We start from the raw sequence: 12,432 nt of genomic DNA on the forward strand, positions 1-12,432 counted from the left end.
GTGTGCACCAGGCCGGCGTCGAGGAGCGGCGGCTCTCACCAGCGGGGCATCACCGGTGTGCGCCAGTCCGGTTCGGCCGCCCGCATCGCCGCCGCGTCGTCCCGGTCGCGCAGTGTGCCGTCGTCGTCGGCCCATCGCCGGTGCAGCCGGGCGAGTTCGTCCCGGTCCAGCTCGACGCCGAGGCCGGGCGTGTCGGAGACCTCGACCGCGCCGCCGGTGAAGGCGATCCGCTCGGTGAGGACGTCCTCGGACTGCCAGGGGTAGTGGGAGTCGCAGGCGTGGTGCAGGTCGGGCACGGTCGCGGCCACGTGGGTCATCGCGGCGAGGCTGATGCCGAGGTGGGTGTTGGAGTGCATGGACACCCCGACCCCGAACGCGGAGCAGACGGCGGCGAGTTCACGGGTGCGGCGCAGCCCGCCCCAGTAGTGGTGGTCGGAGAGGACCACCTGTACGGCGTCCCGGGTGAACGCCTCCCTGATCTCGCCCAAGGTGGTCACGCACATGTTGGTGGCGAGCGGCACGCCGGTGCCGGCCGACACCTCGGCCATGGCGGGCGTGCCCAGCGTGGGATCCTCCAGGTACTCCAGCAGGTCCCCGAGTTCGCCGGCCACCTTCAGGGAAGTCGCGACGGACCAGGCGCCGTTGGGGTCGAGGCGCAGCGGGTGCCCGGGGAAGGCCTCGGCGAGGGCGCGTACGGCGGCGATCTCCTCGTCCGGCGGGAAGACACCGCCCTTGAGCTTGAACGACGTGAACCCGTGCCGGTCCCGCAACTCCCGGGCCTGCGCGACGACTCCGGCCGGGTCGAGGGCCGCCCCCCAGGGGTCCGGCTCGGCCGGTACGCCCGCCGGGTGCCCGGCCCATTTGTAGAAGAGGTAGGCGCTGTACTCGACGCGGTCGCGGACCTTGCCGCCGAGCAGCGCGTGCACCGGCAGCCCGAGCGCCCTGCCCTGCGCGTCCAGGCAGGCGACCTCGAAGGCGGACAGCACGGACAGCCGGAGTTTGCCGGCGCTCTGCACCCCGCGCAGCCCGCCGGCGTCGACGGCCTCGCCGACCCGGGACTCGTCCACCGCGAGGTCGATCCCGAAGAGGCTGTTCACGTCCATGACCGACCGGCCGGGCAGCGACTCGGCCAGCGGCCGGGCGAGTTCCAGGTACTCGGTGTCGCCGTAGGTCTCGCCGAGCCCGGTGACCCCGTCGGCGGTGACGACCTCCACGATCAGCCGGGGGGTGTACGGCTGGTGCACGCCTTGGGTGTTGAGCAGCGGCGGGTCGGCGACCAGGATCGGGGTCAGCCGTACCTCGGTGATGGTCAGGTCACGGGTCACAGGGAGGCTCCCACGAGGTCGAGGCCGGCGGTGAGGAGGGCTTCGAGGCCGGCCAGGTCGGCGGGCGAGGGCTCGGTGAGCGGGGCGCGTACGGGGCCGACCGGCTGTCCGCGCAGCCGGGCCGCCGCCTTCACCAGGGACACCGCGTAGCCGGGCGCGCGGTCGCGGAGTTCGACGAAGGGGACGTAGAAGACGCGCAGCAGCTTCTCGACGGTGCCGTGGTCGTCGTCACGGAGGGCGGTGTGGAAGGCGCCGGCGATCTCGGGGGCGAAGGCGTGCACGGCGGAGGAGTAGGCGGGGACGCCGACGGCGGCGTAGGCGCGGGCCTGGATCTCGGCGGTGGCGGCGCCGTTGAAGAAGAGGAAGCCGTCGGGGGCGGCGAGGGTGAGGCGCTGGAGCCGGTCGAGGTCGCTGTGGCCGTCCTTGAGGCCGATGACACCGGGGACGCGCGCGATGCGCCGCAACGCCTCGACGCCGTAGGCGACCTGGCCGCGCTGGTAGGCGATCAGCGGCAGCCGGGTGCGGGCGGCGAGGTGCTCCAGCTGGGCGGCGAGTCCGTCCTGCGGGGCGTCCACGAGGTAGTGCGGCAGAACGAGCAGGGCGTCGGCGCCGGCCTCCTCGGCGATCCGCGCGAACCGGGCGGCCTGCGCCCAGCCGTACCCGGTGCCGGCCACGACGGGCACGTGTCCGGCCGCCTCCTGGACGGTGACGGAGACGACCGTGCGGTACTCGTCCTCGTCCAGCGAGAAGAACTCCCCGGTGCCGCAGGCCGGGAAGACGGCGCCGGGCCCCGTGGCGAGCCGGCCGGCGACATGGGCGCGCAGGCCGTCGGGATCGAGGGAGCCGTCGTCACGGAAGGCGGTGAGCGGGAAGGACAGCACACCGCGCGCCATCCCCTCCCGCAGCCGCCGCGCCACCTGCTCCGGAGCCGGATCGCCGCCCACGCTGACCATCTCCCCTTGTGAATGCCGTCCATGTATGAGAACCGAGGCTAGATACACGCACACGGGAGCGTCAACGGGGCGCCCGGCATGCGAGAAGGACACACGAGCAACGCAAAGAGCCCCACCCCGCACACGGCGGGATGGGGCTCCACTGGAGCGCCGGGCAGGCCTTGCACCTGCATCTCCCCACAGGAAGTGGGGCGTCTTTCCTTGGACCACCAACGCAGCGTCCGCCACCGGGAGTTCCCGGCGACCGCGACGTGATCAACTATAGCGCACGTCTGACGAGTGCACGACCAGAGAGTGGAGGGGGCGCACTCTTACCCCACTCGGCGGAGCGCAAACTCAGATGTGATCCAGATCACACTTAGTGATCTTCTTCCGTATCCGCGTGCTTGATACAACTTGCTCGCTTCGCTTCCGTCTGCCCCGCCCTGCCCTGCCCTGGAAACGCCCGTGTCCGCTCCCCTCGCCCTGCCCCGGCCCCTCCTCGCGCTCTTCACCGCCGGGTACCTCGCCCCCTACCTGCTGCCGACCGCCGTCGGCCGGCTGGCCGGCGGGCTGTCGCTCACCACCACCGAGGCCGGCGCCATCGGCAGCGCCCTGCTGCTGAGTTCGGCGACGGCCGGCTTCCTGCTGGCCACCCGGGTGGACCGGACCGGCCCCCGCGCCCTCGCCCGCGCCGGCCTCGCCCTCGCCTTCCTCGGCTACGGCGGCGCCGCGCTCACCGGCTCCGTACCGGCCGTCGTCGCGGGAGCGGTCGCGGGCGGGCTCGGCTCGGGCACCGTCGCCGCGGTGGCCACGAGCGGTATCGCCGCCGCGCGCGACCCGCACCGGGTCACCACGGCCGGCCTGCTCGCTGTCTCCGTCCTCGCCGGCGCGCTCTACCTGACGCTCCCCCACCTGGGCCCGGGACACGGGCTGCCGCTGGCCGCGATCGCGCTGACCGCGCTCGCCGTCTGGCCGTTCACCGGCCGCCTGCCCCGCCGTACCGTGCCGGTCCGCGCGGCCGTCGCGCGCGGCCGGCTGCCGCACCCGCGCTCGGGGCTGCCGCTGGTCGCGGCCATGCCCTGCTGGTCGCTCGCCCAGAACGCCCTGTGGGGCGTGAGCGGCCGGATCGGTGTCTTACAGGCCCATCTCACCGAGGTCACCGTCGGCGCGGTCCTCGCGGTCGCGCTCGGCGCCGGTCTGCTGGGCGTGCTCGGCGCGGGCGCGCTCGGCACCCGGCTGGGCCGCGCGCTGCCGATCGGCGCCGGTACGGCCCTCATCGCCGGCTGTGTCGCGGTCAGCGCGTCGGCGACGGACCTGCCGGTCTTCGCGGCGGGCGAGGTCGCCTGGAACCTGCTCTACCCGGTCGTGCTGTCGTACGTCATCGGGCTCGCCGCCGCCCTGGACCCGAAGGGCCGCTGGGCGGTGCTGGCCGGGTCGGCGGCCTCGCTCGGCACGGCGGCGGGCCCGCTGGCGGGCAGCCTGCTGGCGGGCTGGGCGGGCTTCCCGGCGATAGGGCTGCTGCTCGGCGCCGGGCTGCTGCTCGCCGCCGTACCGATGACGGCCGTGGCGCTGCGCCCGGCCGGGCAGCCACCGCACGTCGTCGCACTCCCCCCGGAGACACTTCCCCTGGAGAGCGCCGCCGCGCTCGTCCGGGAGGCCTACGCCACCGTGTCCCCGAACTCGTAGGCCTCGACCTCGGCCAGGTAACGCGCCCGGCGCTCCTCGTCGTCGTCCAGGAAGGCAGCGAGGAAGGAGTTGCGGGCCAGCTCGCGCAGCCGGTCCTCGGTCAGGCCCAGCGCCGCGCGCACGGCGGTGAAGTTGTCGCCGACGTAGCCGCCGAAGTAGGCCGGGTCGTCGGAGTTGACCGTGCACAGCAGGCCCGCGTCGAGCATGGCCGGCAGCGGGTGGTCGGCCAGGGTGTCCACGGTGCGCAGCCGGACGTTGGAGAGGGGGCACAGGGTGAGCGGGACGCGCTCCCGGACCAGCCGCTCGACCAGCGCCGGGTCCTCCATACAGCGCAGGCCGTGGTCGACGCGCTCGACGCCGAGGACGTCCAGGGCCTCCGTGATGTACTCCGGCGGCCCCTCCTCGCCGGCGTGCGCGACCCGGTGCAGGCCGAGCGCGGCGGCGGCCTCGTAGACCTCGCGGAACTTCGCCGGCGGGTGCCCGACCTCGGCGGAGTCCAGGCCGACGCCGGTGATCCGGTCCAGGTAGGGCCGCGCGGCCTCCAGGGTGGCGAGGGCGGACTCGGCGGACTCGTCGCGCAGGAAGCACATGATCAGCCGGGTGGAGACGCCGTGGCGTCGCTCGCTGCTGGCGAGCGCCCGCCACAGCCCCTCCACCACCGTGCCCATCGCCACGCCCCGGGCGAGGTGGGCCTGCGGGTCGAAGAAGATCTCCGCGTGCCGGACGCCCTGCGCTGCGGCGCGGGCCAGGTAGGCGTCGGCGAGGTCCGCGAAGTCCTGCTCGGTGCGCAGGACGGCCATCAGCTCGTAGTACAGGTTCAGGAACGACTGGAGGTCCTCGAACCGGTACGCCTCGCGCAGTTCGTCGGTGTCGGCGTAGGGCAGCCGGACGCCGTTGCGGGCGGCCAGCTCGAAGGCCAGCTCCGGTTCGAGGGTGCCTTCGACGTGGAGGTGCAGTTCTGCTGCGGGGAGGGGCATCGAATCATCGTACGACCCTCGCCACCTGCGGTTTCACCGGCGCTTGGGGACCGGCACCCGCTGTAGGTCGTAGGCCACCGTCAGTTCGCCCGCGTAGCCCGCGGCCCGGGCCTGGCGCCCGAACTCGGCGGGGTCCGAGTAGCGCTGGCTGAAGTGGGTGAGCACGAGGTGCCGTACGCCCGCGTCCCGGGCGACGGCCGCCGCCTGCCCGGCGGTCAGGTGCCCGTGGTCCTCGGCCAGGGCGGTGTCCTCGTCGAGGAAGGTGGACTCGATGACGAGCAGGTCGCAGCCCTCGGCCAGCGCGGACACCCCCTCGCACAGCCGGGTGTCCATGACGAACGCGAACCGCTGCCCGCGCCGCACCTCGCTGACGTCCTCCAGCGTCACGTCCCCGAGCCGCCCCTCGCGCTGGAGCCGGCCCACGTCGGGGCCCCGGACGCCGAACGCGGCGAGCCGGTCGGGCAGCATGCGCCGGCCGTCGGGCTCGGTCAGCCGGTAGCCGAAGGACTCGACCGGGTGGGAGAGCCGGCGGGCCTGAAGGGTGTACGACGGAGTGCGCGCGAGGACGCCGTCGGCGGCGACCGGTGCCTCGGTGAGGCGGACGGTCTCGCGGTAGGCGGTGGCGTACCGCAGCCGGTCGAAGAAGCGCTGCCCGGAGGCCGGGTAGTGCGCGGTGACCTCGTGCGGGACCCGGTCGAGGTTGATCCGCTGGATGACCCCGGCGAGGCCGAGGGAGTGGTCGCCGTGGAAGTGCGTGACGCACAGCCGGTTCAGGTCGTGCGCGGCGACCCCGGCGCGCAGCAGCTGGCGCTGGGTGCCCTCGCCGGGGTCGAACAGGATGCCCTCGCCGTCCCACCTGAGCAGGTAGCCGTTGTGGTTGCGGTGCCGGGTCGGGACCTGGCTGGCGGTGCCGAGGACCACCAGTTCACGGACGGACATGCCTGGCTATCCGGGGGGCCACTGGAGGCCGCGGCCGCCGAGCACGTGCGCGTGGGCGTGCCAGACGGTCTGCCCGGCGCCGCCGCCGGTGTTGAAGACGGTGCGGTAGCTGTCGAGCTTCTCCTCGTCGGCGACGGCCTGGGTGGCGGCGAGGACGTCGGCGGCGAGCCCCGGGTCGCCGGCGCCGAGGGCGGCGGCGTTCTCGTAGTGGGCCTTGGGGATCACCAGGACGTGCGTCGGCGCCTGCGGGTTTATGTCGCGGAAGGCGAGGGTCGTCTCGGTCTCGCGGACGACCGTCGCCGGGATCTCGCCCGCGACGATCTTGCAGAACAGGCAGTCGTCCTGCGGCTCTCCGGCCATGGGTGTGCCTCCTGTTGATCAATTACCGGGCATCGTAGTCGGTCGGGGGCGGACGGGTCCCGTCCCTTTCCGCGGGGTGCGGTCGGGTCAGTCGGGCAGGGTCGGCGGGGTGCTCGCGGGGCGGTCCGCGAGCGCCTCAAGGGCGAGCCGGATCGCCGCGTCGAGCTGGGCGTCCGTGCCCGCCGCCCAGTCCTGGGGGCGCTGGACGACCTCCACGTCCGGGTCGACGCCGTGGTTCTCCACGTCCCAGCCGACGCCCTCCAGCCAGATCGCGTACTTGGGCTGGGTGACGAGGGTGCCGTCGATCAGGTGGTAGCGGCTGTCGATGCCGATGACACCGCCCCAGGTGCGGGTGCCGACGACCGGTCCGATGCCGAGGGCCTTGATCGCCGCGTTGACGATGTCGCCGTCCGAGCCGGAGAACTCGTTGGCGACGGCGACGACGGGACCGCGCGGCGCGTCCAGCGGATAGCTGGTGGGGCGCATGCCGCGGGCCAGGTCCCAGCCGATGATGCGGCGGGCCAGTTTCTCGATCACGAGCTGCGAGGTGTGGCCGCCGCGGTTCTCCCGCACGTCCACGACCAGTCCCTCGCGGGCGACCTCCACGCGCAGGTCGCGGTGGATCTGGGCCCAGCCGGGGGCCTGCATGTCGGGCACGTGCAGATAGCCGAGCCGGCCGTCGGAGGCGGCGTGGACGTGGGCGCGGCGGCTCGCGACCCAGGCGTGGTAGCGCAGCGGCTCCTCGTCGGCGACGGGCACGACGACGGTGTGCCGGGGCTCGCCGCCCGCCGCCGGGGAGACGGTCAGCTCGACGGGGTGCCCGGCGGTGCCGGCGAGCAGCGGCCCGGGACCGGTCATCGGGTCGACCTGGTGACCGGCCACCGCGATGATCGCGTCACCGGGGCGTACGGCGACGCCGGGCGCGGCGAGCGGGGAGCGGGCGTCGGGGTCGGAGGTCTCGGCCGGGAGGATCCGGTCCACCCGCCAACTCCCGTCCGCGTGCCGGGAGATGTCGGCGCCGAGCAGGCCGTGCCGGGGGCCGCCGCGGTGGCCGCCGCCGGAGCGGACGTAGGCGTGCGAGGTGCCGAGTTCGCCGTGCACCTCCCACAGCAGGTCGACCAGGTCGCTGTGGGTGGCGACGCGGGCCAGCAGCGGGCGGTAGCGGGCCAGGACGCCGTCCCAGTCGACGCCGCCGAGGTCGGCGCGCCAGAAGTGGTCGCGCATGAGCCGGCCGGTCTCGTCGTACATCTGCCGCCACTCGGCGGCCGGGTCGAGGAGCTGGCGGACCCGGGCGAGGTCGACGGTGACGGTGGCGTCGCCGTCGTCGTCCGAGCCGGTACGGCGGTCGGCGGGGGCGACCCGCAGCCGGCCCCCGGTCCACAGCAGGACGCGCTTGCCGTCGCCGGCGACCTCGAAGTGGTCGGCGTCGGAGGCCAGGTGCTCCAGGCGGCGCTGGACGAGGTCGTAGCGCTCCAGCCCGGTGTGCGGGTCGGGGTCCTCGGGGTGGGCGCGGGCGGTGCCGAGGACGCCCCGCACGGGGTGGCGCAGCCACAGGACGCCGTCCTTGGCGGCCCGCAGGGTGGAGTAGCGGCCGGCCTCCACCGGGAAGGGCACGATCCGGTCGGCGAGGCCGTCGAGGTCGACGCGGGTGGCGGGGGCGCCCTCGCCGTCGGTGTCGTCCTTGTCGGGGTTCTCGAAGGGGCGGCCGTGCCGCTGCGGGCCGAACGGCGAGGGTGTGGTGGCGGCCAGCGTGATCAGGTGCGGGCGGGCGCCGACCACGAAGGCGAGGTCGAAGACGTGCTCGTCGTAGACCGGGTCGAAGGCGCGGTTGGACAGGAAGGCGAGGTGCTTGCCGTCGAGGGTGAAGGCGGGGGCGTAGTCCTGGAAGCGCAGCGGGGTCGCCTCGGTGACCGACAGGTCGGTGGTGTGGGCGAGGCGCAGCTGGGAGAGCGGGCGGGGGCCGGGGTGGGCCCAGGCGAGCCAGGCGGAGTCGGGGGAGAAGACCAGCCCGGAGACCTCGCCGTCGTCGCTGTGGTCGACCTCGCGTACCTCGCCGGTCTCCCGCTCGACCAGCAGCAGCCGGCCGTCGTGCGCGGCGACGGCGACCCGGGCGCCGTCGGGTGCCACGGCCAGTTCCAGGACCCGGCCGAGCTGTCCGGCGGCGAGCCGGCGGGGCGGGGCGCCGGGCACGGTGCCGGTGGCGGGGGCGAACTCCAGGGCGTCCTCGCCCTCGGCGTCGGTGACCCACACCGCCCACTCCTCGCCGTCGGCGCGGAAGGCGCGGGGCAGCCGGGCGCGGACGCCGGGGGTGGCGGCTAGGGCGCGGGCGGGGCCGTCGCGGTGGGTGACCCAGTGGACGCCGCCGCGCACGCAGACGGCGCTGCCGCGCGCGGTGTGATCGGGGGACGCCTCGCCGAACCAGTGGGCGGCGTTGACGGGGCGCGGGCGCAGGTCGGCGCGCGGCCCGCCGAGCCGGACCGGCAGCGGGCGCGGCTCGGCGCCCTCCAGGTCGTCGAGCAGCAGGAGTTCGCCGCCGCTGCCGTAGACGACACGGGTGCCGTCGCCGGCCGCGTGCCGGGCGTAGAAGCCGTCGAGGGGGGTGTGCCGGCGCAGGTCGGAGCCGTCGGCGAGGGAGGAGTACAGGGCGCCGGTGCCCTCGTGGTCGCAGAGGAAGGCGAGGCGCTCCCCCGCCCACACCGGGCACTCGATGTTGCCGTCCAGGTCCTCGTGGAGGCGGACGAACTCCCCGTCGCCGTCCCGGTCGATCCACAACTTGCCCGCCGTGCCGCCCCGGTAGCGCTTCCAGTAGGCGGCCTCGCGGCCCATCGGCGCGGACAGCAGCACGGTGGCCGGGCCGGGCGCGACGTCGCCGACCGGGCCGTACGGCAGGGTCTCGGCCGGGCCGCCGTCCAGCGGGACGGCGTGCGCCCAGGTGTGGCGGAAGCTCTGCCGGCCCTGCGCGCTGAGCGCGAGCACCCGGCCGTCGGCGGTCCAACCGCGCACCTCGGTACGGCTGTTGCCCCAGTGGGTCAGCCGCCGGGCCGGGCCGCCCTCGACCGGGGCGACGTGCACCTCGGGGGCGCCGTCCCGGGTGGAGGTCCAGGCGAGATGCCGGCCGTCCGGCGATATCCGCGGCAGGGTCACCGGCCGGTTGTCGGCGCTGACCCGCCAGGCCCGGCCGCCGTCGAGGGGCGCGAGCCAGACGTCGTCCTCGGCGACGAACGTCACCAAGTCGCCGCGCAGGTGGGGGAATCGCAGGTAGGCGGGGGTGTCCGTGGTGTTCGTCGCAGTGCCCTGGGTCACCCCGTCACTCTACGCAGCGGCCGGTGCGCCCGCCGCCGGTTTCCGATCACTTGCCCTCGACGGGCCAGCAGGTGGGGTCGCCCTTGCACCACAGGGTCCGGGTGACGGTCACCGTGACGGTGGGCCGGCCGCCGGGCTGGCGGTACGTGGGCGGCCGGTACGTCGGTCCGGGCGTCGCGTCGCAGTCGCCGAGCCCGTCGACGTGGAACACCTGCCGGCCGCCGACCTTCGCGGTGAGGTTCCCGCGCACACAGGCCCCGTCGACGGCCCGGGTCACCCGGCCGGTGACGGTGATCTTCCGGCCGTCCTTGGTCTCACCCTTGCAGTCGACGGACACGACGGTGCTCTCGCTCGGCGCGGGCGACGTGGCCGCCGTACCGCCTCCGCCGCTGCCGGTGCAGGTCAGCCAGTCGACGTCCACGTGCCGTTTCTCCAGCGCGGTCGTCGCCGTGGTGTCGGTGGTGTAGGCGACGGTCGCGGATCCGAGCCCGCCCGGCTGACAGGCGGCCATCCCGGCACCGCCCACGACGACCAGACCCACGACTCCGGCGACTCGGACCAGCCTCGATGCCCCCATACCGGCAGCGTCCCACCCCCGTCCGCCGCGCGGAAGGCCGCATACGGCCACTCACCCGATCGGGGCGCCGTCAGCCACGCAACAGCAGCCACTCCTGGAGTTCGACCAGATTGCCCTCGGGGTCCTTCAGGTGGGCGGCGCGCATGCGGTCGGTCAGGGGGGCCGGGCCACGCAGGAGGACGGCGCCGCGGGCGGTGATGTCGGCGCAGTAGGCGTCGAGGTCGTCCACGCGCAGGACGACCAGGGAGCGGTGGCCGGTGGCGGTCTCGCCCAGCTCGTCCAAGGTCTCGGCCATCAGCACCCGGTCCTGGAGGGCGATTCCGGCCGAGCCGGCGTGCGGGCTGAACTTCTCGTACGGCCCCTCGGTCGCGCCGGACTGCGGTCTGAGGCCGAGGACGTCGGCGTAGAAGCGGTAGCAGGCCGCGAAGTCGGTGACCAGGAGGCGGACTTGGGCGAGTTCCACGGGGTCCCCCGGGGGGTGTCAGGACCAGCGGCCGGTGCGGCCCAGCAGCAGGGCGGCCGCGGCGGTGCCGGCGGTGGAGGTGCGCAGGACGGTGGGCCCGAGGACGTACGGCCCGGCGCCGGCCCGCGCGAAGAGGGCCAGCTCCTCCGGGGAGACCCCGCCCTCGGGGCCGACGACGAGCACGATCTCACCCTCGGCGGGCAGGTCGGCGATGGCGAGCCGCGCCTCGCCGCTCTCGTGCAGGACGGCCGCGAAGTCGGCCCGCGCGAGCAGGGCGGCCACCTGCTGGGTCGTCGCCGCGTCCGCGACCTCCGGGAAGCGGACCCGGCGGGACTGCTTGCCGGCCTCGCGGGCGGTGGAGCGCCACTTGCCGAGCGCCTTCAGACCGCGCTCGCCCTTCCACTGGGTGACGCAGCGGGACGCCTGCCAGGGCACGACGGCGTCGACGCCGACCTCGGTCATGGTCTCGACGGCCAGCTCACCGCGGTCACCCTTGGGCAGCGCCTGGACGACGGTGATCCGGGGCGCCGCGGCCGGCTCCTCGCGCACGGCCGCCACGGTCACCAGCAGCCGGTCCTTGCCCTCGGCCGCGCTGACGACGCCCTCGGCCCAGCGGCCCCGGCCGTCGGTCAGCACCACGTCCTCGCCCGGCCGCAGCCGCTTCACGGACACCGCGTGCCGCCCCTCGGGCCCGTCGAGCACGAACTCGGGCCCGCTCGGGTCGAGTTGGTCGACGACGAAGACGGGAGCGGTCATCGGGGGTCACCGCCCGCCGACAACGCTGTCCTCGCGTCGGCGAGTTCGGCCGCCAGGACCTCCACCAGCCGTCCGGCGGGCAGGTCGCGGGCCAGCCGGTGCCCCTGGCCCGCCCACAGCGCCATGCCCTGCGCGTCCCCGGCCTTGGCGGCGGCCTTGCGCAGCGGGGAGGTGAGGTGGTGGACCTCCGGGTAGGCGGCGGGGGCGTACGGCCCGTGCTCGCGCAGGAACCGGTTGACCAGCCCGCGCGCCGGACGCCCGGAGAAGGCCCGGGTCAGCTCGGTGCGCGCGAACAGCGGGTCGGTCAGCGCCCGCTTGTGCACGTCCTGGGCGCCGGACTCGGGGGTCGCGAGGAACGCGGTGCCGAGCTGGGCGGCGCTCGCGCCGGCCGCGAGGACGGCGGCGATCTGGGCGCCGCGCATCAGGCCGCCGGCGGCGACGACCGGGATGCCCACGGCCTCGCGGACCTGGGTGATCAGCGACAGCAGGCCGATGCCGGCGCCGTCGTTCTCCCGGGTGTCGCGGTGCGTGCCCTGGTGACCGCCGGCCTCCACGCCCTGGGCGATCACCGCGTCCGCACCGGCCCGCTCGACCGCCCGCGCCTCGTCCGCGGTGGTGGCCGTGACCAGGGTGACGGTACCGGCCCGGCGCAACCGCTCCAGCACGTCCGGCTTGGGCACGCCGAAGTGGAAGGAGACCACCGGCACCGGGTTGTCGAGGAGTACGGCGAGCTTCGCCTCGTAGCCGTCGTCCCGCCCGCAGTCCGGGTCGCCCAGCTCGGCGTCGTACCAGGCGGCCTCGCCCGCCAGTTGCTGGGCGTACAGCTCCACGGCGCCCGACTCGGCGTACTCCGGCTGCGGCATGAACACGTTCACGCCGAAGGGGCGGCCGGTGAGCCCGCGCAGCCGCTTGATCTCCTGGTACATGCCGTCGGCGGTCTTGTACCCGGCGGCGAGGAATCCGAGCCCCCCGGCCTCGGAGACGGCGGCGGCGAGCTGCGGGACGGAGACCCCGCCCGCCATGGGGGCCTGCACGATCGGGTGGGGGAAGAGATCGGTCAGCGCGGAGGACATGACCGCATGTTGTCACGTCCTTCGAACAAGTCCGAATC

At 74.9% G+C, this 12,432-nt stretch carries 11 protein-coding genes; 1 reads left to right on the top strand and 10 read right to left on the bottom strand.

Annotated elements, in window-relative coordinates; translation table 11 throughout:
* Window positions 1-35: 35 nt before the first annotated feature.
* Together NX794_RS09525 and NX794_RS09530 are read right to left on the bottom strand one after the other, a co-directional pair.
* Window positions 36-1,325, bottom strand: a complete 1,290-nt coding sequence (locus tag NX794_RS09525; RefSeq protein ID WP_258777851.1) for a glucarate dehydratase family protein — start codon at window positions 1,323-1,325, stop codon at window positions 36-38.
* Window positions 1,322-2,278 carry a 5-dehydro-4-deoxyglucarate dehydratase gene (locus NX794_RS09530; protein WP_428985877.1) on the bottom strand — a complete coding sequence of 319 codons (957 nt, stop codon included), beginning with the start codon at window positions 2,276-2,278 and terminating at the stop codon, window positions 1,322-1,324. Before NX794_RS09530 ends, NX794_RS09525 begins: the two co-directional genes overlap by 4 nt.
* A 447-nt stretch (window positions 2,279-2,725) precedes the next feature.
* Between NX794_RS09530 and NX794_RS09535 the strand changes: the two genes are divergently transcribed.
* Window positions 2,726-3,946 carry an MFS transporter gene (locus NX794_RS09535; RefSeq protein ID WP_258777853.1) on the top strand — a complete coding sequence of 407 codons (1,221 nt, stop codon included), beginning with the start codon at window positions 2,726-2,728 and terminating at the stop codon, window positions 3,944-3,946.
* Here the strand turns inward: NX794_RS09535 and NX794_RS09540 are convergent.
* The 8 genes from NX794_RS09540 to NX794_RS09575 form a co-directional block, all read right to left on the bottom strand.
* A complete protein-coding gene (locus NX794_RS09540; RefSeq protein ID WP_258777854.1) occupies window positions 3,919-4,923 on the bottom strand; it encodes an adenosine deaminase in 1,005 nt (334 codons plus the stop codon). The two genes, NX794_RS09535 and NX794_RS09540, sit on opposite strands and share 28 nt — an antisense overlap.
* A 33-nt stretch (window positions 4,924-4,956) precedes the next feature.
* Window positions 4,957-5,862, bottom strand: a complete 906-nt coding sequence (locus NX794_RS09545; RefSeq protein WP_258777855.1) for a ribonuclease Z — start codon at window positions 5,860-5,862, stop codon at window positions 4,957-4,959.
* A gap of 6 nt (window positions 5,863-5,868) precedes the next feature.
* Entirely contained in the window at window positions 5,869-6,222 is a 354-nt protein-coding gene (locus NX794_RS09550) for a histidine triad nucleotide-binding protein (RefSeq protein WP_258777856.1), read from the bottom strand.
* Window positions 6,223-6,309: 87 nt separating this feature from the next.
* The gene (locus tag NX794_RS09555; protein WP_428985884.1) at window positions 6,310-9,480 is read right to left on the bottom strand and encodes a S41 family peptidase; all 3,171 of its coding nucleotides are present in this window, start codon (window positions 9,478-9,480) and stop codon (window positions 6,310-6,312) included.
* Between the two features lie 91 nt (window positions 9,481-9,571).
* Window positions 9,572-10,102, bottom strand: coding sequence for a hypothetical protein (locus NX794_RS09560; protein ID WP_258777857.1), 531 nt, complete (start codon window positions 10,100-10,102; stop codon window positions 9,572-9,574).
* Window positions 10,103-10,172: 70 nt separating this feature from the next.
* Window positions 10,173-10,565: a VOC family protein gene (locus tag NX794_RS09565; protein WP_258777858.1), complete on the bottom strand. Its 393-nt coding sequence runs from the start codon at window positions 10,563-10,565 to the stop codon at window positions 10,173-10,175.
* An 18-nt stretch (window positions 10,566-10,583) separates the two neighbouring features.
* The gene (locus NX794_RS09570; RefSeq protein WP_258777859.1) at window positions 10,584-11,321 is read right to left on the bottom strand and encodes a 16S rRNA (uracil(1498)-N(3))-methyltransferase; all 738 of its coding nucleotides are present in this window, start codon (window positions 11,319-11,321) and stop codon (window positions 10,584-10,586) included.
* A complete protein-coding gene (locus NX794_RS09575; RefSeq protein WP_258777860.1) occupies window positions 11,318-12,394 on the bottom strand; it encodes a nitronate monooxygenase in 1,077 nt (358 codons plus the stop codon). The genes NX794_RS09570 and NX794_RS09575 overlap by 4 nt, the downstream gene beginning before the upstream one ends.
* Window positions 12,395-12,432 lie beyond the last annotated feature (38 nt).

Origin of the sequence: Streptomyces pyxinicus, assembly GCF_024753135.1 — a bacterium.
In the GTDB taxonomy this organism is placed as follows: Bacteria; Actinomycetota; Actinomycetes; order Streptomycetales; family Streptomycetaceae; genus Streptomyces; species Streptomyces pyxinicus.

Excerpts from the sequence above, each read along its gene's own strand:
- NX794_RS09570 (WP_258777859.1), bottom strand. The coding sequence starts at position 11,321 with ATGACCGCTCCCGTCTTCGTCGTCGACCAACTCGACCCGAGCGGGCCC.
- NX794_RS09550 (WP_258777856.1), bottom strand. The coding sequence starts at position 6,222 with ATGGCCGGAGAGCCGCAGGACGACTGCCTGTTCTGCAAGATCGTCGCG.
- NX794_RS09560 (WP_258777857.1), bottom strand. The coding sequence starts at position 10,102 with ATGGGGGCATCGAGGCTGGTCCGAGTCGCCGGAGTCGTGGGTCTGGTC.
- NX794_RS09575 (WP_258777860.1), bottom strand. The coding sequence starts at position 12,394 with ATGTCCTCCGCGCTGACCGATCTCTTCCCCCACCCGATCGTGCAGGCC.
- NX794_RS09540 (WP_258777854.1), bottom strand. The coding sequence starts at position 4,923 with ATGCCCCTCCCCGCAGCAGAACTGCACCTCCACGTCGAAGGCACCCTC.
- NX794_RS09545 (WP_258777855.1), bottom strand. The coding sequence starts at position 5,862 with ATGTCCGTCCGTGAACTGGTGGTCCTCGGCACCGCCAGCCAGGTCCCG.
- NX794_RS09530 (WP_428985877.1), bottom strand. The coding sequence starts at position 2,278 with ATGGTCAGCGTGGGCGGCGATCCGGCTCCGGAGCAGGTGGCGCGGCGG.